The sequence below is a fragment of the Micromonospora sp. WMMD729 genome (assembly GCF_049315225.1).
Lineage (GTDB): Bacteria > Actinomycetota > Actinomycetes > Mycobacteriales > Micromonosporaceae > Micromonospora.
In genome coordinates, this window is sequence record NZ_CP186059.1 from 5609979 (window position 1) to 5631832 (window position 21854).

Genomic DNA, 21854 nt, shown 5'->3' on the forward strand with positions numbered 1-21854 from the left:
GTCACACCCGATTTGGTAACGAAGAGTTACGTGCCCTTCATCACTCTCAGTGACGTCGTGTGGACCCCCTCACTGCGGAAACGGTCGGACTCCGCGTGGCCGGCCGATAGCGGACGACGCACCGAGCAACGCCGAATCCACCCCGACAGGGGACGGACATGTCGACGATCGCGCAGCCCAGCGCCGTACATCCGGTTTGGGCTAGCACGCGGCACGGCGCCCCGCAAGGAAGGTGTCCTCGGACCGTTACGCGCCCGCAACCGGGCCGTTGTCGACGGCCGGTAACCGACCTACCGTTACCGCTTGTTGCGCAGCGTAAACCCAGCGTCGGGCCTGACTGCGCAGCGTGAGGAGATGAGGAGGCTCAATGCGAGTTCGTAGACTCGCCGCCTGGACCGCCCTCCCGCTCGCGGTGACGCTGGGCCTCGCGGCCTGCGGCAGCGGCGGAGACGGTGGATCCGGCGGCAGCGGCAGTTCGGCCGTCAGCATCCAGATCGGCGAGCCGAAGCACCTGGTTCCCACCAACACCACCGAGACGTCCGGCGCGCAGGTCCTCACCGGCCTGTTCAGCCCGCTCGTCGACTACGACGCCCAGAACAAGCCGTACGAGGTCGCCGCGCAGTCGATCACCTCGTCCGACAACAAGGTCTGGACGATCAAGCTGAAGGACGGCTACACCTTCCACAACGGTGAGAAGGTCACGTCCGAGGACTACATCAACGCGTGGAACTACGGCGCGTACGCCCCCAACGGCCAGGACAGCAACTTCTTCTTCGAGAAGATCGCTGGTTACGCGGACCTGCAGGGCAAGACGCCGAAGGCCAAGGAGATGTCCGGCCTGAAGAAGGTCGACGACCTGACCTTCACCGTGACGCTCTCCGACCCGTACATCGACTTCCGGACGATGCTCGGTTACACCGCGTTCTACCCGATGCCGGACGCCGCGTTCTCGGCGCCGGGCGTGCTCAAGGACTCCTACGAGCAGGCGCCGATCGGGCAGGGCCCCTTCAAGATGAAGGGCACCTGGCAGCACGACAGCAAGATCGACGTCGAGCGCTACGACGCGTACCCGGGCGAGAAGCCCAAGGTCAAGGAGATCGAGTTCCGGATCTACCAGCAGCTCACCGCGGCCTACGCGGACGTCCTGGCGGACAACCTGGACGTGCTGCCGACGATCCCGACTGAGAGCCTGAGCACCGCGCCGACCGACCTGGGCGACCGGTACCAGACCAGCCCGATGTCGTCGTTCCAGTTCCTCGCGTTCCCGACGTTCGACAAGGACTACGCCAACCCGGACGTCCGCAAGGCGATCTCGATGGCGATCGACCGTGACGAGATCACCAAGTCGGTCTTCAAGGGCTCGCAGACCCCGGCGCGCTCCTTCGTCTCGCCGGTCCTGCCGGGCTACCGGGAGGACACCACCGGCAAGGTGGGCGAGTTCAACCCGACCGAGGCCAAGAAGCTCTACCAGGCCGCCGGCGGTCCGTCGAAGATCGTCATCTCGTACAACGGCGACGGCGGTCACAAGGACTGGGTCGACGCCACGGTCAACCAGCTCAAGGCCAACCTGGGTGTCGACGCCGTCGGTGTCGCCGAGCCGAAGTTCGCCGACCTGCTGACCAAGGTCGAGAAGAAGACGCCGGTGGGTGCCTTCCGGATGGGTTGGGTCATGGACTACCCCTCCATGGAGGACTACCTCGGCCCGCTGTACAGCACCAACGGCTCGTCGAACTACTACGGCTACAGCAACCCGGAGTTCGACAAGCTCGTCAAGGAGGGTTCCGCCGCCAAGACGCAGGACGAGGCGATCGCCAAGTACCAGCAGGCGGAGGACATCCTGGCCAAGGACATGCCGGTGATCCCGCTGCGCTTCGGCCAGAACGTCTTCGGCCACTCGTCCAAGGTCAAGAACGTGCAGATGGACCTGTTCCAGCGGGTCAACCTGGTCAAGATCGAAGCGGCCAGCTGAGCTGACCAAGGGATCCGGGCCACCCGGGCGACGACGCCCGGGTGGCCCGGACCGCGCTGTCCCGGCCGGGCCCGCCACGGGCCCGGAACACCGGTGGCGCCGGCCTCCCCCGGGCCGGACGGCACGTCTCGGATATTTCGGGTACGACCAGAGATGCCGTCCTGCGACCCTTTCGCACATTTCCGGAGAGACTGCTAAGCATGTTCCGCTACATCCTGCGGCGCCTACTCCAGATGGTCCTGGCGTTCTTCGGGACCACCCTGATCGTCTACGCGCTGATGTTCGCCGGCCAGGGCGACCCCATCCAGGCCCTCGCGGGCGAACGCCCGGTGACCGAGGCCCAGCGGGCCTACCTGACGGAGAAGTACCACCTCGACGCGACCGGCGTCGGTGGTTTCTTCTACCGCTACTTCGACTACGTCAAGAGCCTGCTCCAGGGTGACCTCGGCCAGTCGCTGACCGGGCGCAGTATCGGCGACATCCTCCAGGCGGCCTGGCCGGTCACCCTCAAGCTCGCGCTCATCGCGCTCGCCGTGGCGATCATCTTCGGGGTCACCGCCGGCGTGGTCGCCGGCATCCGGCGGGCCAGCATCTTCGACAACTCGACCCTGGTGCTGACCCTGCTGGTGCTGGGCATCCCGACCATCGTGCTGGCGCCGCTCGCCCAGTACCTGCTGGGCGTCAAATGGCAGCTCTTCCCGCCCACCGCCGGTTCCCAGCCGACGTTGTACGCGCTGCTGTTGCCGGGCATCGTGCTCGGCTCGCTGTCGCTGGCCACCGCGCTGCGGCTGACCCGTACCTCGGTGGCCGAGAACCTGCGCGCCGACTACGTCCGGACCGCCCGGTCCAAGGGCCTGGTCAAGCGCCGCATCGTCACCGTTCACGTGCTGCGCAACTCGCTCATCCCGGTGGTCACCTTCCTCGGTGTGGAGCTGGGCAACCTGATGAGCGGCGCGATCATCACCGAGGGCGTCTTCAACATTCCCGGCGTGGGCTTCAACCTCTTCCGCGGCATCCGCACCGAGGACGGCCCCCTGGTGGTGGGCATCGTCAGCGTGCTCGTCGTGGTCTACCTGATCTCGAACCTGGTGGTGGACGTCCTGTACGCCGTACTCGACCCGAGGATCCGCTATGAGTGATTTTGAAACTGTGGCGGCCACCGAGAACCAGGCCGCGCGGCGTGGCCCCTCGGGCGAGCCGGGCACCCCCAACCAGGTCGGTGCCCCGCAGAAGCCGCGCAGCCTGGCCGGGGACGCGTGGCGCGACCTGCGCCGCAACCCGATCTTCTGGATCTCGCTGGCGCTCGTCGTCGTCTTCACCCTGATGGCGATCGCCCCGGGGGTGTTCACCGCCAACAGCCCGAACGACTGTCTGCTCTCCCGCCAGCACGCCGGGCCGTCCGGCGGGGCGATCTTCGGGTACGACTTCCAGGGCTGCGACACGTACGCCCGGGCGGTCTACGGCACCCGGGCCTCGCTGCTGGTCGGCGCGCTCGCCGCACTCGGCACCGGCATCATCGCGCTGATCGTCGGCATGCTGGCCGGCTACTTCGGGCGCTGGGTCGACGCCGTGCTCTCGCGGGTGATCGACGTGGTGCTCGGCATTCCGCTGCTGCTGGCCGCGATCGTGCTGCTCAAGCGGGTGTCCAGCGACAGCGAGAACGCCCGGATCGCGGCGGTGATCTTCGTGCTGGCCATCCTGGGCTGGACCACCGCCGCCCGGGTGGTGCGCTCCTCGGTGATCACCGCCAAGGAGCAGGACTACGTCGCCGCGGCCCGGATGCTGGGCGCCGGCAACGGCCGGATCATGTGGCGGCACATCCTGCCGAACTCGCTGGCCCCGGCCATCGTCGTGCTGACCATCGCGCTCGGGTCGTTCATCGCCGCCGAGGCCACGCTCTCCTTCCTGGGCATCGGGCTTAAGGCGCCGACCATCTCGTGGGGGCAGGACATCGACACCGGCCGGATCCACATGCGGGAGGCGGCGACGCCGCTGATCGTTCCGTCGGCCTTCCTCGCGCTGACCGTGCTGGCGTTCATCATGCTCGGCGACGCCATCCGTGACGCCTTCGACCCGAAGCTGCGGTGACACCTCATGCGAGCGCGAGGAGTGAGCGAAGCGAGCCCCGCAGTCGCGAGCGAAAGGCAGGCACAGTCATGACCGTCGAACCCACGCCCGCCTCCCCCACGCCCGAGGGCGGCCACCTGCTGGAACTGCGGGACCTGCACGTCGAGTTCCGGACCAACGAGGGTGTGGCCCGGGTGATCAATGGCGTGTCGTACCACCTGGACGCAGGGGAGACCCTCGCCGTGCTCGGCGAGTCCGGCTCCGGCAAGTCGGTCACCGCCCAGGCGATCATGGGCATCCTGGACACCCCGCCCGCGTTCGTCCGTTCCGGCCAGATCCTCTACCAGGGTCAGGACCTGCTCAGCGCCTCCGAGGAGCAGCGCCGGCAGGTCCGCGGCAAGGAGATCGCGATGATCTTCCAGGACGCGCTGTCCGCCCTCAACCCGGTGTTCCCGGTCGGCTGGCAGATCGGCGAGACGTTGCGCCAGCGTTCCGGCATGTCCCGGGGGGACGCCCGCCGGCGCGCCATCGAACTGATGGACCTGGTGAAGATCCCCGGCGCCGCCAAGCGGATCGGTGACTACCCGCACCAGTTCTCCGGCGGTATGCGGCAGCGCGTCATGATCGCGATGGCGCTGGCGCTCGACCCGAAGGTGTTGATCGCCGACGAGCCCACCACCGCGCTCGACGTCACCGTGCAGGCCCAGATCATGGACCTGCTCGCCGACCTGCGCCGGGACCTCAACATGGCGATGATCCTGATCACCCACGACCTCGGGGTGGTCGCCGGTGTCGCGGACCGGATCGCGGTCATGTACGCGGGCCGCATCGTCGAGCACGCCGACGTCCGCTCGCTGTACAAGGCGCCGGCCCACCCGTACACCAAGGGGTTGCTGGAATCGATCCCCCGCCTGGACGTCCGCGGTCAGGAACTGTCGACGATCAAGGGGTTGCCCCCGAACCTGATGCGCATCCCCTCCGGCTGCCCCTTCCACCCCCGGTGCCCGTACGCGCAGCAGGTCTGCGTGGACGTGGTGCCGCACGACCTGGTCCTCGGCGACGGCCGGACCAGCGCTTGCCACTTCGCGCAGGAGGTCCGTGATGACAGCGCCCGCTAGCTCCGGCAAGGTCCGGGGCGAGACCATCCTCTCGGTCGACAACCTGGTGAAGCACTTCCCGATCAGTCAGGGTGTGCTGTTCCAGCGGCAGATCGGCGCGGTCAAGGCCGTCGACGGCGTGAGCTTCGAGCTGCGCCGGGGCGAGACGCTGGGCGTGGTCGGCGAGTCCGGCTGCGGCAAGTCCACCCTCGCCCGGCTGCTCATGCGGCTGGAGACGCCGACCTCCGGGAGCGCCACCCTGGAGGGCCGGGACCTGTTCAAGGCCTCCGGGTCGGAGCTGCGCCGGCTGCGCCGGAACATGCAGATGGTCATGCAGGACCCGTACACGTCGTTGAACCCGCGGATGACCGTCGGCGACATCATCGGCGAGCCGTTCGAGATCCACCCGGACGCCGCCCCGAAGGGCAGCAAGGCCAAGCGGGTCCAGGAGCTGCTGGACGTCGTCGGGCTGAACCCGGAGCACATCAACCGGTACCCGCACCAGTTCTCCGGCGGTCAGCGCCAGCGCATCGGCATCGCCCGGGCGCTCGCGCTGCGACCCGAGGTGATCGTCTGCGACGAGCCCGTCTCGGCGCTCGACGTCTCCATCCAGGCCCAGGTGATCAACCTGCTGGAGCAACTCCAGGACGAGTTCGGGCTCTCGTACATCTTCATCGCCCACGACCTGTCCGTGGTGCGGCACATCGCCGACCGGGTCGCGGTCATGTACCTCGGGCGGATCGTCGAGATCGGCACCGAGGACGAGATCTACGAGCGGGCCACCCACCCGTACACCCAGGCCCTGCTGTCGGCCGTGCCGGTGCCGGACCCGGAGGTACGCGACCAGCGCACCATGATCCGGCTGGTCGGCGACGTGCCCAGCCCGGCCGACCCGCCGAGCGGCTGCCACTTCCGGACCCGCTGCTGGAAGGCCCAGGAGATCTGCGCCGTCGAGGACCCGGCAACGGTCCCGAGAGCAGCGGACCCGCACCCCTCCGCCTGCCACTTCGCCGAACTCCGCTCCCCCACCACGGCCTGACTCCCCCCGGGTTGATCATGAAGTTGTTGCCCTGCACATCGGCGTGTCAGGGCAACAACTTCATGATCGACGGAGGCCGGGTCAGTGGAAGAAGTGGCGGGTTCCCGTTAGGTACATCGTTACGTTGGCCTTTTTCGCCGCTTCGATGACCTCTTCGTCGCGGATGGAACCGCCGGGCTGGACGATGGCGCGGACGCCCGCGTCGATGAGGATCTGCGGGCCGTCGGCGAACGGGAAGAACGCGTCCGAGGCGGCCACCGAGCCACGGGCCCGGTCGGCGCCGGCACGGCTCACCGCGAGCTGCGCCGAGTCGACCCGGTTGACCTGACCCATGCCCACCCCGACGGTCGCGCCGTCCTTGGCGAGCAGGATCGCGTTGCTCTTCACCGCGCGCACCGCCCGCCAGGCGAACGCCAGGTCGCGCAGCAACTCCTCGTCGGCGGCCTCGCCGGTCGCCAACTGCCAGTTCGCCGGGTCGTCGCCGGGGGCGTCCACCCGGTCGGCGACCTGGGTCAGCACGCCACCGGTCACCGGCCGCCACTCGATCCTCGCCGGGGTCCAGGCGGGCGCGCGCAGCAGCCGGATGTTCTTCTTGCCCTGCAACACCTCGACCGCGCCCTCGTCGAAGCCGGGGGCGACCACCACCTCGGTGAAGATCTCCGCGACCTGCCGGGCCATCTCGACCGAGACCGAACGGTTGACCGCGATCACGCCACCGAACGCCGACACCGGGTCGCAGGCGTGCGCCCGGCGGTGCGCCTCGGCCACGTCGACGCCGACCGCGATGCCGCACGGGTTGGCGTGCTTGATGATCGCCACGGCCGGCTGGTCGGCGAAGTCGTTGGCGGCCCGCCAGGCGGCGTCCGCGTCGACGTAGTTGTTGTACGACATCTCCTTGCCGTGCAACTGCTCGGCCTGGGCCAGCCCCGCCGGGGCGTCCGGGTCGGTGTAGAGCGCGGCGGGCTGGTGCGGGTTCTCGCCGTACCGCAGCACGGTCGACTTGCGCAGCGCCGAACCGGCGAACGCCGGCCAGGTGTCGTCGGCCGGGGCCAGCTCACGGGCACACCACTGGGCGACCGCCACGTCGTACTCGGCGATGTCGGCGAACGCGCGAGCCGCCAGCGCGCGACGCTGGGCCAGCGTGAAGCCACCCTCGTCGAGCGCGCCGAGCAGCGCCGGGTAGCCGGCCGGGTCGGTGAGCACGGCGACCGAGGCGTGGTTCTTGGCGGCGGCGCGCACCATGGCCGGGCCGCCGATGTCGATCTGCTCCACGCACTCCTCGACGCCGGCCCCGGAGGCGACGGTCGCCTGGAACGGGTAGAGGTTGGAGACCAGCAGGTCGAACGCGGCCACCCCCAGCTCGTCGAGTTGCGCGACGTGGGTGTCCTTGCGCAGGTCGGCGAGGAGACCCGCGTGCACCTTCGGGTGCAGCGTCTTCACCCGCCCGTCGAGCACCTCGGGAAAACCGGTCACCGTCTCCACCGGCGTCACCGGCACCCCGGCGGCGGCGATGGTGCCCGCCGTGCTGCCGGTGGACACGATCTCGACGCCGGCCGCGTGCAGGGCCTGGGCCAGCTCGACCAGACCGGTCTTGTCGTAGACGCTGACCAGCGCCCGCCGAATCGGGCGACGCCCGTCCTGAGTGGGACTCACGGAACCGTGACCTTCCTTCCGGTGATGGTCCAGCCTTCGCGGACCAGCCGACCGACCTGCTCGACGAGCTGGCGGCGCTCGGCTTCCTTGATGCGTTCGGTGAGGGTGTCCACGTCGTCGTCGTCGAGCACCGGCACCGCGACCTGCGCCACGATCGGCCCGGTGTCCATGCCGGCGTCGACGAAGAACAGGGTGGCCCCGGTGAGCTTCACGCCGTAGGCGAGGGCGTCGCGTGGGCCGTGGATGCCGGGAAACGCCGGCAGCAGGGTGTTGTGCGTGTTCAGGTAACGGTCGCCGAAGGCGGCGAGGAAGTGCGGGCCGACCAGTTTGAGGAACCCTGCGGAGATGACCAGGTCGGGCTGGTGCTTGGCGACGTGCGCGGTGAGCGCCCGGTCCCAGTCCTCCCGGCTGTCGTGATCCCGGACCCGCTCGACGAACGTCGGCACCCCGGCGGCCTCGGCCCGGTCCAGGCCGGCGATGCCGTCGCGGTCCGCGCCGACCGCCACCACCTGGGCGCCGTAGGCGGGGTCGACGGCGGCGTCCAGCAGGGCCTGGAGGTTGCTCCCGGAGCCGGAGACGAGGACGACGATGCGGGCGACGGACGCGGGCTCGGTCACCGCAACACCCTATCGGGCAGGTCACGAACGCCCTTCGACCGGGCGGCGCGCCGAATCTGGGCCGGTGCGGACGGGCATCGACCCGGTACGCTGCCGGTCGCCCGGGCTGGACACCGTGCCGGCCCGCACCCCTGTCAGTGAACCGGCACGGCGAGCGTGCCGATTGAATGAGGAGCACCCCCGATGCATCCCGGCGCACACCCCCAGCAGCAGCCGCCGATCAACAACAACATGACGATGTCGATCGTCGCCATCTTCCTGTTCTGGCCGCTGGCCATCCCGGCGATCATCAACGCGTCGAAGGTCAACCCGCTGCTCCAGCAGGGTGACTACGCCGGCGCCCAGGCCGCCGCGACGGAGTCGCGGAAGTGGTCCAAGTGGGCCCTCATCGTGGGCATCGCGTGGCTTGTCATCGTGCTGCTGTGCTGTGCATTGGGTGGCCTGGGCGCGATCATGAGTGGGGACAGCAGCACCAACTGACGGAACCAACCAAGGAGTTCTCTCGAATGCAGCCCGGTAATCCCGGTCAGGACCCGTACGGCCAGCAGCCGAACGACCCGACCGCACCCCAGCCGCCGCACGACCCGTACGCACCGCCGCCGGCCGCCCCGTACGGCCAGCAGCCCACGTCGGGTCAGCCGTACGGCCAGCCCACCTCGGGTCAGCCCTACGGCCAGCCGCCGCAGGACCCGTACGGCGCGCCGCAGGCTCCGTACGGGCAGCAGCCGCAGGCGCCGTACGGGCAGCAGCAGCCGCCCTACGGCGCTCCGACGTACCCGAACGCCGGGTACCCGCAGGCCCAGGGGCAGAACAACACCCTCGGCCTGGTGTCGATGATCCTCGGCATCGCCTCGATCCCGCTGGTCTGCTGCGTCTTCCTGGGCATCCCGGTGGGCATCGCGGCCGTGGTGACCGGCTACCTCGCCAAGCAGAAGGTCGCCCAGGGCCAGGCCAGCAACGCGGGCCAGGCCAAGGCCGGTCTGATCTGCGGCGCGGTCGGCGTCGGCCTGGGCATCCTGCTGCTCCTTCTGAACATCGTCGGGACCTTCAGCCTGCCGACCGAGCCCTGATCGGCTCGGCTCGTATCGGGGCGCTCCGGACCTCCTCCGGGGCGCCCCGCGCCCTTTTGATCCAAGAGGTCAGGCGGTGGGGCGCGGTGGTGGGGTGGGACGGGGGGCGCGGGCGAGCACCCGGGTGGCGGCGGCGCCGAGCAACGCGCCGACCGCGACGACGCCGGTCGCCACGGCACCGACCTGCCAGGCCACCGGCCCGAGCTGCGCCAGCCGCCCCGCCCCGAGCGGTCCGCCGGAGGCCGCGGCGACGACGCCGAGCAGCACGCCGGCCACCGGGCCGGCCAGCGCCGCCGGCACCAGCAACTCCGACCAGCGCCGCAGGGCACGCTCCGGCCCGGCGACGCGGGCCAGCCGGCGGGCGAGCAGCCAGCCGGCGACCATCCCGGCCAGCACCGGCACCGCCAGCAGCAGGCCGCCGAGGCCGTCCACCGGGCCGCGGGGCAGGCCGGCGAGCAGGGGTACGGCCGGCAGCGCGCCGACGGAGACCTCACTGGTACGCACGGCCGTGTCGACACCGACCGCGAAGCCCGGCCCGAGCAGATAGCTCGTCGACCAGATCGCCGCGTTCGGCGCGTACGCCGTGCTGACCAGCGTGATCCCGGCCTGCCCGGCCACCCCGGTCCGGTACGCGCCGATCATGTCCGCCGCGTCGCCACCGCCGGTGGCCACGGCCAGGCCGGCCGCGCCCGCGCCCGCGCCGAGGAGCAGGAGCGCCGCCACCAGACCGGTGCGGACGCCGTCGCGCAGCGGGCCGGGTATCCGGCTGACGAGCAGCCGGGTCACGGCGGTGACGCGGATCGCGCCGACCAACGCGCCGAGCGTGCCGACCACCGCGAAGGTGACCGCCGCCCGCACCGGCGACACCTGTGGGCCGTGCGCGCCGATCAGCACCGCGGCGAGGGCGCCGAGCAGCGCGTACGCCAGACCGACCGCTGCGGCCGCGATCAGCGCCCGGCGCGGTGATCGGCTGTCGCGGGCGCCGATCGCGCGGCTCACGTGCACCCCGGCCCGGGTGAGTCGCCAGAGCGCGAGCACGGTCAGCGCCAGCGGGGCGAGCCCGAACGGGCCCGCCTCGGTGTGCAGCGGAACGCCGTGCCCCACCAGCCAACCGGCCAACGCGGTGCGCAGCGTGCCGCCCAGGGTGGTGGAGTCCGCCCCGAGCTGGACCAGGCCGAGCACGATGGCCACCGGCAGGTACGAGGTGAGTGCGGCCCCACCGGCGGCCACCCCGGCGGCGACGGGCAGCGGCGCCCGACCGCGCGGCGACCCGCCGGCGCGGGGCGCGGGCACCCGTCGGCGCGGCGCGGCGCGGTCGACCGGCCGGTCGTCGGCGCGTACGCCGCCCGCACGGCTGGGACGGTCAGGGGTGACGGGGGACATCCGCTCTACTCTGGCACGTCGCGCGGGCTGTGGCAGTCCGATAACCCGCCCCGGAGGGCGGCGAGTTGGGCGAACCCGGGTCCGGGCGACCCGGACGGGTCTAGCGTCGGCCCTGAGGGGGTGGCCGTCGCCGCCGTCGGGGCCCACCCGCCGGTCGCGACCCGGGTCGGTCGGCCGCCCACGACCCACCGGAGGTAGTCGTGACGACCGCATACCCGCCGCCACCGCCGGCCAGGGGCCGGGACCGCACGACGCTCTGGGGCGTGCTGGGCATCGTCCTCGGCCTGATCTGTTGCGGCATCCTCGGCATCATCTTCGGCTACCTGTCGTTGCGCGACGCGCGGCGCAACGGCCAGTCACCGGTGCTCGGCTACCTCGCCATCGTCTTCGGCGTGATCAACATCATCGGTGGGTCGATCCTGCGGCTCACCGGCAACTACCCGTTCTGGAACAACGACTGACCGGGCGGTACGACGAAGGGGTCGACCGGTTCCGGTCGACCCCTTCGCTGGTGCCCTGCCGGCTCAGCTGCCGGACATGATCTCCCGCATCAGCTTCGCGGTCTCGGTCGGCGTCTTGCCGACCTTCACCCCGACGGCCTCGAGCGCCGCCTGCTTCGCCTCGGCGGTGCCGGCCGAGCCGGAGATGATCGCGCCGGCGTGGCCCATGGTCTTGCCGGGGGGAGCGGTGAAGCCGGCGATGTAGCCCACCACCGGCTTGGTGACGTTGGCCTTGATGAACTCGGCGGCCCGCTCCTCGGCGTCGCCGCCGATCTCACCGATCATCACGATGGCGTCGGTCTCCGGGTCGGCCTCGAACGCCTTGAGAGCGTCGATGTGCGTGGTGCCGATGATCGGGTCACCACCGATGCCGACGCAGGTGGAGAAGCCGATGTCGCGCAGCTCGTACATCATCTGGTAGGTCAGCGTCCCGCTCTTGCTGACCAGGCCGATCCGGCCCGAGCCGGTGATGTCGGCCGGGATGATGCCGGCGTTGGACGCGCCCGGCGAGGCGATGCCCGGGCAGTTCGGCCCGATGATCCGGGTCCGCTCGCCCTGCGCCAGGTTGTACGCCCAGAACGCGGCGGTGTCGTGCACCGGCACGCCCTCGGTGATCACGACGGCCAGGCCGATCGCGGCGTCGATCGCCTCGACCACGGCGGCCTTGGTGAACTGCGGCGGCACGAAGATGACGGTGACGTCGGCGCCGGTCTCGGCCATGGCGTCCGCCACGGACGCGAAGACCGGCAGTTCGGTGCCGTCGAAGTCGACCTTCTGGCCCGCCTTGCGCGGGTTGACGCCGCCCACCACGTTGGTGCCGGCGGCGAGCATCCGCCGGGTGTGCTTGGAACCCTCGGAACCGGTCATCCCCTGCACGATGACCTTGGAGTCCTTGGTCAGCCAGATAGCCATTGTCAGACCCCCGCAGCTGCCAGCTCGGCGGCCCGCTCGGCCGCGCCGTCCATGGTGTCGACCCGCTGGATCAGCGGGTTGTTCGCGCCGTCGAGGATCGCCCGACCGGCCTCCGCGTTGTTGCCGTCGAGCCGGACGACGAGCGGCTTGGTGACCTCCTCGCCCCGCTGCTTCAGCAGGTCGAGCGCCTGCACGATGCCGTTGGCGACGGCGTCGCAGGCGGTGATGCCACCGAAGACGTTGACGAAGACGCTCTTCACGGCCGGGTCGGAGAGCACGATCTCCAGGCCGTTCGCCATCACCGCGGCGCTCGCGCCGCCGCCGATGTCGAGGAAGTTGGCCGGCTTGACGTTGCCGTGCCGCTCGCCGGCGTACGCGACCACGTCGAGGGTCGACATGACCAGACCCGCGCCGTTGCCGATGATGCCGACCTCACCGTCGAGCTTGACGTAGTTGAGGTCCTTCTCCTTGGCCGCCTGCTCGAGCGGGTCCACGCTGGCCTGGTCGACCAGGGCCTCGTGGTCCGGGTGCCGGAACGCGGCGTTCTCGTCCAGCGTGATCTTGGCGTCGAGCAGCAGCAGCCGCCCGTCACCGTTCTTGGCGAGCGGGTTCACCTCGACCAGGGTGGCGTCCTCGGCGACGAACGCCTGCCACAGACCGACGGCCACCTCGACGACCTGGTCGGCGACCTCGGCCGGGAAGCCGGCCGCGGTGACGATCTCCCGCGCCTTGGCCTCGTCCACGCCGGTGTTGGCGTCGATCGGCGCCTTCACCACGCGGTCCGGGGTCTCGGCGGCGACCTGCTCGATGTCCATACCGCCGGCGACGCTGGCGATGCAGAGGAAGGTGCGGTTCGCCCGGTCGAGCAGGTACGAGAAGTAGTACTCCTCGGCCACGTCCGCCGTCACGGTGATCATGACCTTGTGGACGGTGTGACCCTTGATGTCCATGCCGAGGATGTCGGTGGCCCGCGCCACCGCCTCATCCGGGCCCTCGGCGAGCTTGACGCCACCGGCCTTGCCTCGGCCGCCGACCTTCACCTGCGCCTTGACGACCACTCGACCGCCGAGGCGTTCGGCGATCGCGCGGGCCTCTTCCGGGGTCGTGGCGACGCCGCCGGCCAGCACGGGCAAGCCGTGCCGCTCGAACAGGTCCCGCCCCTGGTACTCGTACAGGTCCACGATTGCGCGTCCCGTCCCGTCTCCGCGGCGCGCCGTCGCGCCGCCACCAGCGTTCAGAAAACAGTTTGACGCCTGTCATCAGTTGAAACAGGCCATTGGCGGCAGCCTAGCGAGGTGGGCACCGCCGGCAACCGAGCGGGTGCGCGGTGTGCGGTAATGCACAACTCCCTGTCGAGTGGTGCGGATTCCGGCCGCGTCGTGCGCGGCGTCAATCGTCCGGAGGATGTTGCCGAGGGTCCGTAACCCGCCCGTCGGGGCGTCGTTGAGTCAGGTGTCGGCGCGCTGAGCAGCGCAAAGACGGGATACGGCCGATGCCCTGTCGGTCGAGGGGTGGCGGCGGGGCATCGTGCATAGAGGGGCCGGACGTGTGAGGGGTGCGTCCGGCCCCTCCCCCGTGCCCGGATCCCCGTGCCGCTCAGGAGACCGGCTGCGCCACGTTCTCGCGGACCCACTCGACGATCGCCTGGGTGGTGGCGCCCGGCGTGAAGATCTTCGCGACGCCCAGCTTCTCCAGCTCCGGGATGTCGTCGTTCGGAATGATGCCGCCACCGAAGACGACGATGTCCCGGGAGTCGCGCTCGGTGAGCAACTCCAGCACCCGACGGAAGAGCGTCATGTGCGCGCCGGACAGCACGGAGAGTCCGACCGCGTCGGCGTCCTCCTGGATGGCCGTCTCCACGATCTGCTCCGGCGTCTGGTGCAGGCCGGTGTAGACGACCTCCATGCCGGCGTCCCGCAGCGCCCGGGCGACGACCTTCGCGCCGCGGTCGTGGCCGTCCAGACCTGGCTTGGCGACGACGACCCGAATTCGAGAGCTCATCAGCGCACACCTTTCACCGGCTCCACGGCCTTCACCTGAACGAACGGTAACCCGCCCGACCGGGGTCGGGAAATCCGGGCCGGAAACACGCCCGACATGCCGGCGACCCGGGACGTGCCCGGCATCACCCGCCCCCGCCCGACCCCGGCGTCAAGCCGGACTACTCCGCCGGATCGGTCACGCTCGGCGACGAACGGGTGGTTACGGGGGCACCGTTCGACGACGCGATGCATGACAATCACGGACGGAAAGGGACAGATTGACACGCCAATTCGGCGCTCTGGCTTGTGACTCGCCTGGTGGTTGGCTAACGTGTCCACGGTTGTCATCAGGTCCATGGACGGGTGACGACGCGGTCGGCAGACGTTCACCCGAGCTTCACGAACGTCCACCGGTCGCTTCGGAACCCCGACAACGGAGGGTGTGCGTGCGCCAGCGCCTGTCGTCTGAGCCCGATAGATATCGCGGCCGCCGCCGCGTACCCACCCCCCCGCGTAGCCGTTACGCGGCCGTCGTCACCACCGCGTTCGTCGGCGCGGGCATCGTCGCGCTGGGCGCGTCGGCCATGCCGGATGCCAAGGACGTCAGCCCCTCGGTCCTCGACGAGCTCAAGCAGGCGTCGATCACCAGCCAGGACGCCGCGGCCCGGGCGGACAACGCCGACCGCGCCTCCCGGGACAGCCGCGGCAAGGAAGCGGCCGAGCCCGATGTCTGGATGCTGCCGCTGCAGGGCTACGACTTCAACTCCCCGTACGGCATGCGGTGGGGCAAGCTGCACACCGGCGTCGACCTGGTTGTCCCGGAGGGCACGCCCTACGTGGCTGTCCACGACGGGCTGGTCACCAAGGCCGGCTGGTTCGGTGGCTACGGCTACACGGTGATCGTGCAGCACGCCGACGGCAGCGAGGCCATCTACGGCCACTCCTCCGCGGTGAGCGTCAAGGAGGGGCAGCAGGTCAAGGCGGGCGACCAGCTCGGCCTGGTGGGCCAGACCGGTCACGCCTACGGCACTCACCTGCACCTCGAGCTTCATGTCAAGGGCGCGCCGATCGACCCCGTTCCGTACCTGCAGGAGCGCGGAGTGGACATCAAGCTGCAAGTCGAGGCAATCTACAGCGAGGTAGCCGCGTCCTGACGCTGCGCACTGACCGTTGACCGCCCGGATCTTTCGATCCGGGCGGTTTCGCGTCCGGCCATGTTTCCTCTGTCACAACGACGACTGTGACCCAGCCCACGGACGACATGATCACTTTTACCGACACAACGCCCCAGAAATCTGCATAACGGACCGCTTCCGTACCGGCCTGCGGGTGGGGCGTCCGGTCCCGGCGGTCGCCCCGTTCCGCCCGGCACCAGTATTTCGAGGTCAAGTGCCCCTCGACTGTGAAGGTCCGCCGTGCAGGAAGACAGCCCCGTCCAGAACGAGAACACCCCCGACACCACCGGTGAGCAGCCTCGGCGTGCCCGCCGGCGGAACCGCCTCATCGTGCTCGGCGCGGCCGGCCTGGTCGCCCTCGGCCTGGGCGGGGTCGCCGTCGCCACCACCGGACCCGACCGCCCGGCGCCCACCGCCGTCTCGCTCGACGCGCAGTCCCGGGCCGACGCCGCCAGCCGGGCCGACCGTTCGGTCCGCGAGTCGAGCGCGCCCGCCTCACCGTCGACCAGCCCGACCGTGAGCCCGTCGCCGGTCACCGCCAGCCCGTCCCCGACGAGGACGGCCTCCGCCAAGCCGAAGCCGAAGCCGAAGAAGACCACCAAGCCGACGGCCGCCTGGGTCGACCCGATGCCCGGCGCCTCGGTCACCTCCTGCTACGGCCAGCGTTGGGGCACCCTGCACGCCGGGATCGACCTGGCGCTGCCCTCGGGCACCCCCATCCGCGCCGCGGCGGCCGGCACGGTCACCCAGGCCGGTGACGCCGCCGACGGGTACGGCAACTCCGTCTTCATCGACCACGGCAACGGCTACCTGACCCACTACGCCCACCAGAGCCGCATCGCCGTCACCGTCGGCCAGGCGGTCAAAGCGGGCCAGGTGATCGGCTACGAGGGCGCCACCGGCGACGCCACCGGCCCACACCTGCACTTCGAGGTGCACCAGGGCATGTGGAACCAGGTCGACCCGGCCCCCTTCATGCGCGCCCGCGGCGTCAACCTGGGCTGCTGACCCCCGTCCCCACCTGCGCCGATCTTGCACTTTCTGCGGGGACATAAAGGGCACGAGCCCTCATGTCGACAACCGAAAGTGCAAGATCGGCGCGGTGGTGGGCGGGGTTAGAGCTTGTCTACCGGGGCGTGGCGGAGGACCAGCCACATGGTCTGGTCGCCGAAGTCGATCTGCGCGCGGGCGCCTGGGCCGTGTCCCTCGACGGCGAGCACCCGCCCCAGGCCGTAGCGCTGGTGGTTGACCCGGTCGCCAGCCGCCACCTTCGGCCCCTGTGGCAGCTCGCTGGCCGTGGTCAGGCGACTGCCGTCCACGCCGAGCCGCTGGGCGAGCTGGGCCGCCTTGGGCGTACCCCCGGTGAAGGTGCCGCGCCCGCCGGGCGCGCGGTCCGCGCGGCCACCGACGCCGCCGCCCCCGCCGGCCCACGAGGTGTACGACCCCTCGGTGCGCTCCCAACGCACCAACTCCGGCGGCAGCTCCTCCAGGAACCGTGACGGCGGGTTGTAGGACGGCTGCCCCCACGCCGAGCGGGTGACCGCCCGGGAGAGGTAGAGCCGCTGCCGGGCACGGGTGATCCCGACGTACGCCAGGCGGCGCTCCTCCTCCAGCTCACGGCTGTCGCCCAGGGAACGCAGGTGCGGGAAGACGCCGTCCTCGAGACCGGTCAGGAAGACCACCGGGAATTCCAGGCCCTTGGCGGTGTGCAACGTCATCAGCGTGACAACCCCCTGGTGGTCGGGGTCGTCGGAGGGGATCTGGTCGGCGTCGGCCACCAGCGCGACCTGCTCCAGGAAACCGGCCAGGGTGGCCCGCTCCCCGTCGGCGCCCAGTGACTCGATCCGCTCGGTGTACTCCCGGGCGACGCTGACCAGCTCCTGGAGGTTGTCCACCCGACCGGCGTCCTGCGGGTCGAGGCTCTCCTCCAGCTCGGTGAGGTAGCCCGAACGGGTCAGCAGGGCCTCCAGCACCTCCTCCGGGGTGCCGGTCTCGGCCAGCTCCCGCGCGCCGTCGAGCAGCGCCACGAAGTCGGCGATGCCGTTGGCCGCCCGGGTGGAGATGCCCGGGGCGTCCTTGGCCCGCCGCAGCGCCGCGCCGAAGGAGATCCGGTCGCGGCTGGACAACGCCTCGACGCACGCCTCCGCGCGGTCGCCGATCCCCCGGCGCGGGGTGTTCAGCACCCGCCGCAGGCTCACCGTGTCGTCGTCGTTGACCACCGAACGCAGGTACGCCAGCGCGTCGCGGACCTCCTTGCGCTCGTAGAAGCGCACCCCGCCGACGACCTTGTAGGGCAGGCCGGCCCGGATGAACACCTCCTCGAAGACGCGGGACTGGGCGTTGGTGCGGTAGAAGACCGCGACGTCACCGGGGCGGGTCTCGTCGGCGTCGACCAGCCGGTCGATCTCCCGGCCCACCCAGTCGGCCTCGGCGTGCTCGGTGTCCGCCACGTACCCGACGATCCGCTCGCCGTCGCCGGCCTCGCTCCACAGCCGCTTGGGCTTGCGGGAGGTGTTCCGGTCGATCACGGCGTTGGCCGCGTTGAGGATGGTCTGCGTGGAGCGGTAGTTCTGTTCCAGCAGGATCGTCCGCGCGTCGGTGAAGTCCCGCTCGAACTCCAGGATGTTGCGGATCGTCGCACCCCGGAACGCGTAGATCGACTGGTCGGCGTCACCGACCACGCACAGCTCGGCCGGGGCCAGCCCGTCGGTGCCGGAGACCAACTCCTTGATCAGGACGTACTGGGCGTGGTTGGTGTCCTGGTACTCGTCGACGAGCACGTGCCGGAACCGCCGCCGGTAGCTCTCCGCCACATGCGGGTGGGACTGGAGCAGGTGCACCGTCGTCATGATCAGGTCGTCGAAGTCCAGCGCGTGCGCCTCGCGCAGCCGGCGCTGGTAGAGCGTGTACGCCTCGGCGAGCGCCCGCTCGTTGGGCCCGTTGGCCCGCGCGGCGAACTGCTCGGGGTCGACCAACTCGTTCTTGAGGTTGGAGACCTGGGCGGCCAGCCCACGCGCCGGGTAACGCTTCGGGTCGAGATCCAGTTCGCGGGTGACCAACTGCATGAGCCGACGGGAGTCGTCCGCGTCGTAGATCGAGAACGTCGACTTGAGGCCGGCGTGCTCGTGCTCGGCACGCAGGATGCGGACGCACGCGGAGTGGAACGTCGACACCCACATCAGCCGGGCCCGGGGACCGACAAGCGCGGCGACGCGCTCCTTCATCTCGCCCGCCGCCTTGTTGGTGAAGGTGATGGCGATGATCTCCCCGGGATGCACGTCCCGGGCGGCGAGCAGGTAGGCGATCCGGTGGGTGAGCACCCGGGTCTTGCCGGACCCCGCGCCGGCCACGATCAGCAACGGGGAGCCGGCGTGGCTGACCGCGTCGCGCTGCGGCCCGTTCAACCCGTCGAGGAGTTGCCGCGGATCGAGGTGGGCGGAGGCCGACCCGGGCCGGTACGGGCGGGCCGGCGCGGACTCCGGCGCGGGCGGGGACGCGGGGATGTCGAAGAGAGGATGCATCGCGCGACAAGTCTATGCCGCCAGCCGGACACTTCCCGACCGGTGCGGGCCGACCCGTCGACGCCGGCTGCTTGCGTACCGGGGACCGGGGTGGGCATACTCGACGGCGTGATCGCTGCGCGCTACTACTTTTACTACGGCACCGGGAGTCCGGCTGCCGTAGGTCGCGCCTGATCGATCAGACCTGCGAAAAGCCCCGGGCTCCTGGAGTCCGGGGCTTTTTCGTCCCGGGTTGCGGGCACGGGGCACCAGAGCGCGAGAGGTACCCGATGATGACAGACGTGGTGGAGCAGAACGGCACCCCGGCGCGGCCGGACCCGGCACAGGCCGTGGCGGACGGGAGCGTGCCGACGGCGGGCCCTCCGGTGGAATCCGGCGACCCGGCCGACGCGCGGACCGGCACGGTGGAGCCGACCGCTGCCGCGCGGATCGTGCAGATCAGGGAGCGGATCGACGAGATCGACCATGCCCTGATCACGCTCTGGCAGGAGCGGGCCGCACTGTCGCGGGAGGTGGGCGCGACCCGGATGGCCTCCGGCGGCACCCGGCTGGTGCTCTCCCGGGAACGGGACATCCTGGAACGCTTCCGGCTCGCGCTCGGCGCCGACGGCACGCAACTGGCGCTGTTGCTGCTGCGCGCCGGCCGCGGCCCGCTCTGACGGGGAGCCGGACAGAGCGCGCCGCCTGCGGCCGGCGCTGACAGGCGAGCCCGGACAGACCGTGCCGGCCGCAGCCGGCGCTGACGGGTGAGCCCGGACAGACGAAACCGCCTGCCGTCGTCGTGGTGACGTCGGCAGGCGGTTCCGGTGAATCACGCCTCGTGGGTGGCGACGATCTCGCGTCGCTCCGCGAAGTGGCAGGCGCTCGGGTGGTCCGAGTCGCGGCGGATCTCCAGCAGCGGGACCTGCTCGGCGCAGACATCCTGCGCCTTCCAGCAGCGGGTCCGGAACCGGCAGCCCGAGGGCGGGCTGATCGGCGAGGGCACGTCACCCGTGAGCCGGATGATCGTCTTGTTGTTCCGCTGGGTGGGGTCCGGCACCGGCACCGCCGAGAGCAGCGCCTGGGTGTACGGGTGGGTCGGCCGCTCGTAGATCTCGTCCTCGGTGCCGATCTCAACGATCTTGCCGAGGTACATCACCGCCACCCGGTCCGACAGGTGGCGGACCACCGACAGGTCGTGGGCGATGAAGATGTACGAGAGCCCCAGCTCACCCTGCAGCTTCTCCAGCAGGTTCATCACCTGGGCCTGGATGGAGACGTCAAGCGCCGAGACGGGCTCGTCGCAGACGATCACCTCGGGCCGCAGCGCGAGCGCCCGGGCGATGCCGATGCGCTGACGCTGACCGCCGGAGAACTGGTGCGGGTACCGGTTGATGTGCTCCGGGTTCAACCCGACCAGGTCGAGCAGCTCGCGGACCTTGGCCCGACGGCTGCCCTTCGGCGCCGCCTCCGGGTGGATCTCGAACGGCTCACCGATCAGGTCGCCGACCGTCATCCGTGGGTTCAGCGAGGTGTACGGGTCCTGCATGACCAGCTGGATCTGCCGACGCAGCCGACGCAGCGCGCCGCCGGAGAGCTTGGAGATGTCCTGGCCCTTGTAGATCACCCCACCGGCGGTCGGCTTCTCCAGGTTCATCAGAACCCGGGCGAGGGTCGACTTGCCGCAGCCGGACTCGCCGACGACACCGAGCGTCTCGCCGGCCCCCAGACCGAACGAGACCCCGTCGACGGCCTTGACGTGACCGACGGTCTTCTTGAACACCACACCCTGGGTGACGGGGTAGTGCTTGACCAGGTCACGGACCTCGAGGATGTTCTCAGACACGGTTCACCAGCTCCTCGGCGAAGTGGCAGGCGCTGGCCCGGGCGTGGCCCACCTGAAGCAGCGGGGGGACCTTCTCCCGGCATACCGGCTGAGCCATGGGGCAGCGCGGGTTGAACGGGCAGCCCGGCGGGATGTTCATCAGGTTCGGCGGGAGACCCTTGATCGTCCGGAGCTGCTGCCCCTTCTCGTCGAGCCGCGGAATCGAGTCGATCAGACCCATCGTGTACGGGTGCGCCGGCTTGGCGTACAGGTCGTACACGTCGGCTTCCTCGACGATGCGGCCCGCGTACATGACGGCGATCCGGTCCGCGACGTCGGCGACCACGCCGAGGTCGTGGGTGATCAGGATCATGCCCATCTGCCGCTCACGTTGGAGCTCCGCGAGCAGGTCCATGATCTGGGCCTGCACGGTCACGTCGAGCGCGGTGGTCGGCTCGTCCGCGATCAGCACCTCGGGGTCGAGCGCCAGCGACATCGCGATCATCGCGCGCTGCCGCATACCACCCGAGAACTGGTGCGGGTAGTTGTTGAACCGGCCCTTGGCGTTCGGGATCTTGACCTGGTCGAGCATCTCGATCGCGCGCTTCTTGGCCTCGGCGCGACCCATGCCCCGCCGGATCCGGAACTGCTCGGCGATCTGGAACCCGACGGTGAAGACCGGGTTCAGGGCGGAGAGCGCGTCCTGGAAGATCATCGCGATGCCCTCACCGCGGATGCGGCGGCGCTCCTCGGCCGACATGCCGAGCATGTCCTTGCCGTGGAAGCGGACCTGCCCGCCGGTGACGAACCCGGGGGGCGTGTCGAGGATGCCCATGATGGTCTGCGCCGTGACGCTCTTGCCGGAGCCGGACTCGCCGAGCACGGCGAGGGTCTCCCCCGCGTCGACGTGGTACGTGACCCCGTTGATGACCTTTGCGACGCCGTCCCGGGTACGGAACTCCACCCGCAGGTCGTCGACCTCGAGCAGCCGGCCGGAGGGACGTCCGGACCCGCCGGATCCCGGCGCGGACTGCTCGGACACGAGAATGTCGGACACTGGATCTC

General features: G+C 70.5%; 20 protein-coding genes. 11 read left to right on the forward strand and 9 right to left on the reverse strand.

All coding sequences use genetic code 11. The features are described 5' to 3' along the window. Positions 1-367 precede the first annotated feature (367 nt). The 5 genes from ACN263_RS25705 to ACN263_RS25725 all read left to right on the forward strand — a co-directional run bounded on the left by ACN263_RS25705 (position 368) and on the right by ACN263_RS25725 (position 6172). Entirely contained in the window at positions 368-1969 is a 1602-nt protein-coding gene (locus tag ACN263_RS25705) for a peptide ABC transporter substrate-binding protein (protein WP_422736869.1), read from the forward strand. A gap of 200 nt (positions 1970-2169) precedes the next feature. Continuing rightward, positions 2170-3108 carry an ABC transporter permease gene (locus tag ACN263_RS25710; protein WP_422736870.1) on the forward strand — a complete coding sequence of 313 codons (939 nt, stop codon included), beginning with the start codon at positions 2170-2172 and terminating at the stop codon, positions 3106-3108. Then, positions 3101-4057, forward strand: coding sequence for an ABC transporter permease (locus ACN263_RS25715; RefSeq protein WP_422736871.1), 957 nt, complete (start codon positions 3101-3103; stop codon positions 4055-4057). Before ACN263_RS25710 ends, ACN263_RS25715 begins: the two co-directional genes overlap by 8 nt. A 68-nt stretch (positions 4058-4125) precedes the next feature. Next, complete coding sequence (locus tag ACN263_RS25720; RefSeq protein ID WP_422736872.1) at positions 4126-5154, forward strand: ABC transporter ATP-binding protein; 1029 nt, start codon at positions 4126-4128, stop codon at positions 5152-5154. Next, positions 5138-6172 (forward strand): ABC transporter ATP-binding protein, encoded by a 1035-nt coding sequence (locus ACN263_RS25725; RefSeq protein ID WP_422736873.1) that lies wholly within the window; start codon positions 5138-5140, stop codon positions 6170-6172. Before ACN263_RS25720 ends, ACN263_RS25725 begins: the two co-directional genes overlap by 17 nt. 81 nt (positions 6173-6253) lie before the next feature. Here the strand turns inward: ACN263_RS25725 and purH are convergent, their stop codons facing one another. Together purH and purN are read right to left on the reverse strand one after the other, a co-directional pair. Continuing rightward, the gene (gene purH, locus ACN263_RS25730; protein ID WP_422736874.1) at positions 6254-7825 is read right to left on the reverse strand and encodes a bifunctional phosphoribosylaminoimidazolecarboxamide formyltransferase/IMP cyclohydrolase; all 1572 of its coding nucleotides are present in this window, start codon (positions 7823-7825) and stop codon (positions 6254-6256) included. Continuing rightward, positions 7822-8442, reverse strand: a complete 621-nt coding sequence (purN, locus tag ACN263_RS25735; RefSeq protein WP_421473123.1) for a phosphoribosylglycinamide formyltransferase — start codon at positions 8440-8442, stop codon at positions 7822-7824. The genes purH and purN overlap by 4 nt, the downstream gene beginning before the upstream one ends. Before the next feature lie 183 nt (positions 8443-8625). On the opposite strand from purN, the gene ACN263_RS25740 reads away from it, so the two are divergent. Continuing rightward, positions 8626-8922 carry a CD225/dispanin family protein gene (locus ACN263_RS25740; RefSeq protein ID WP_422736875.1) on the forward strand — a complete coding sequence of 99 codons (297 nt, stop codon included), beginning with the start codon at positions 8626-8628 and terminating at the stop codon, positions 8920-8922. A gap of 26 nt (positions 8923-8948) precedes the next feature. Continuing rightward, on the forward strand, positions 8949-9512 hold the full coding sequence (locus tag ACN263_RS25745; RefSeq protein ID WP_422736876.1) for a DUF4190 domain-containing protein: 564 nt from the start codon (positions 8949-8951) through the stop codon (positions 9510-9512). Between the two features lie 69 nt (positions 9513-9581). Here ACN263_RS25745 and ACN263_RS25750 read toward each other — a convergent pair whose 3' ends face one another. Continuing rightward, entirely contained in the window at positions 9582-10895 is a 1314-nt protein-coding gene (locus ACN263_RS25750) for a DUF6350 family protein (RefSeq protein WP_422736877.1), read from the reverse strand. 200 nt (positions 10896-11095) lie between these two features. Between ACN263_RS25750 and ACN263_RS25755 the strand changes: the two genes are divergently transcribed. Continuing rightward, positions 11096-11356, forward strand: coding sequence for a DUF4190 domain-containing protein (locus ACN263_RS25755; protein WP_422736878.1), 261 nt, complete (start codon positions 11096-11098; stop codon positions 11354-11356). A gap of 63 nt (positions 11357-11419) precedes the next feature. Here the strand turns inward: ACN263_RS25755 and sucD are convergent, their stop codons facing one another. The 3 genes from sucD to ACN263_RS25770 form a co-directional block, all read right to left on the reverse strand. Beyond that, positions 11420-12307, reverse strand: coding sequence for a succinate--CoA ligase subunit alpha (gene sucD, locus ACN263_RS25760; RefSeq protein ID WP_422736879.1), 888 nt, complete (start codon positions 12305-12307; stop codon positions 11420-11422). Positions 12308-12309: 2 nt separating this feature from the next. Continuing rightward, a complete protein-coding gene (gene sucC, locus ACN263_RS25765) occupies positions 12310-13488 on the reverse strand; it encodes an ADP-forming succinate--CoA ligase subunit beta (protein WP_422736880.1) in 1179 nt (392 codons plus the stop codon). 415 nt (positions 13489-13903) lie between these two features. Continuing rightward, positions 13904-14308 carry a cobalamin B12-binding domain-containing protein gene (locus ACN263_RS25770; RefSeq protein ID WP_422736881.1) on the reverse strand — a complete coding sequence of 135 codons (405 nt, stop codon included), beginning with the start codon at positions 14306-14308 and terminating at the stop codon, positions 13904-13906. Positions 14309-14735: 427 nt separating this feature from the next. Between ACN263_RS25770 and ACN263_RS25775 the strand changes: the two genes are divergently transcribed. Continuing rightward, complete coding sequence (locus ACN263_RS25775) at positions 14736-15443, forward strand: M23 family metallopeptidase (protein WP_422736882.1); 708 nt, start codon at positions 14736-14738, stop codon at positions 15441-15443. A gap of 261 nt (positions 15444-15704) precedes the next feature. Beyond that, positions 15705-16472 carry a M23 family metallopeptidase gene (locus ACN263_RS25780; protein ID WP_422736883.1) on the forward strand — a complete coding sequence of 256 codons (768 nt, stop codon included), beginning with the start codon at positions 15705-15707 and terminating at the stop codon, positions 16470-16472. A 107-nt stretch (positions 16473-16579) separates the two neighbouring features. Here ACN263_RS25780 and pcrA read toward each other — a convergent pair whose 3' ends face one another. Then, positions 16580-18985 (reverse strand): DNA helicase PcrA, encoded by a 2406-nt coding sequence (pcrA, locus tag ACN263_RS25785; RefSeq protein ID WP_422736884.1) that lies wholly within the window; start codon positions 18983-18985, stop codon positions 16580-16582. Between the two features lie 269 nt (positions 18986-19254). On the opposite strand from pcrA, the gene ACN263_RS25790 reads away from it, so the two are divergent. Next, the gene (locus ACN263_RS25790) at positions 19255-19644 is read left to right on the forward strand and encodes a chorismate mutase (RefSeq protein ID WP_422736885.1); all 390 of its coding nucleotides are present in this window, start codon (positions 19255-19257) and stop codon (positions 19642-19644) included. A 152-nt stretch (positions 19645-19796) separates the two neighbouring features. On the opposite strand, the gene ACN263_RS25795 is transcribed toward ACN263_RS25790, so the two are convergent. Both ACN263_RS25795 and ACN263_RS25800 read right to left on the reverse strand, forming a co-directional pair. After that, positions 19797-20810 (reverse strand): ABC transporter ATP-binding protein, encoded by a 1014-nt coding sequence (locus ACN263_RS25795; protein ID WP_422736886.1) that lies wholly within the window; start codon positions 20808-20810, stop codon positions 19797-19799. Then, the gene (locus ACN263_RS25800; RefSeq protein ID WP_422740825.1) at positions 20803-21831 is read right to left on the reverse strand and encodes an ABC transporter ATP-binding protein; all 1029 of its coding nucleotides are present in this window, start codon (positions 21829-21831) and stop codon (positions 20803-20805) included. The genes ACN263_RS25795 and ACN263_RS25800 overlap by 8 nt, the downstream gene beginning before the upstream one ends. Between the last annotated feature and the right edge of the window lie 23 nt (positions 21832-21854).

What these genes read in the sequence shown, in the direction of transcription:
- ACN263_RS25705 (WP_422736869.1), top strand. Translation starts at nt 368, where the DNA reads ATGCGAGTTCGTAGACTCGCCGCCTGGACCGCCCTCCCGCTCGCGGTG.
- ACN263_RS25710 (WP_422736870.1), top strand. Translation starts at nt 2,170, where the DNA reads ATGTTCCGCTACATCCTGCGGCGCCTACTCCAGATGGTCCTGGCGTTC.
- ACN263_RS25715 (WP_422736871.1), top strand. Translation starts at nt 3,101, where the DNA reads ATGAGTGATTTTGAAACTGTGGCGGCCACCGAGAACCAGGCCGCGCGG.
- ACN263_RS25720 (WP_422736872.1), top strand. Translation starts at nt 4,126, where the DNA reads ATGACCGTCGAACCCACGCCCGCCTCCCCCACGCCCGAGGGCGGCCAC.
- ACN263_RS25725 (WP_422736873.1), top strand. Translation starts at nt 5,138, where the DNA reads ATGACAGCGCCCGCTAGCTCCGGCAAGGTCCGGGGCGAGACCATCCTC.
- ACN263_RS25740 (WP_422736875.1), top strand. Translation starts at nt 8,626, where the DNA reads ATGCATCCCGGCGCACACCCCCAGCAGCAGCCGCCGATCAACAACAAC.
- ACN263_RS25745 (WP_422736876.1), top strand. Translation starts at nt 8,949, where the DNA reads ATGCAGCCCGGTAATCCCGGTCAGGACCCGTACGGCCAGCAGCCGAAC.
- ACN263_RS25750 (WP_422736877.1), bottom strand. Translation starts at nt 10,895, where the DNA reads ATGTCCCCCGTCACCCCTGACCGTCCCAGCCGTGCGGGCGGCGTACGC.
- sucD (WP_422736879.1), bottom strand. Translation starts at nt 12,307, where the DNA reads ATGGCTATCTGGCTGACCAAGGACTCCAAGGTCATCGTGCAGGGGATG.
- ACN263_RS25770 (WP_422736881.1), bottom strand. Translation starts at nt 14,308, where the DNA reads ATGAGCTCTCGAATTCGGGTCGTCGTCGCCAAGCCAGGTCTGGACGGC.
- pcrA (WP_422736884.1), bottom strand. Translation starts at nt 18,985, where the DNA reads ATGCATCCTCTCTTCGACATCCCCGCGTCCCCGCCCGCGCCGGAGTCC.
- ACN263_RS25790 (WP_422736885.1), top strand. Translation starts at nt 19,255, where the DNA reads ATGATGACAGACGTGGTGGAGCAGAACGGCACCCCGGCGCGGCCGGAC.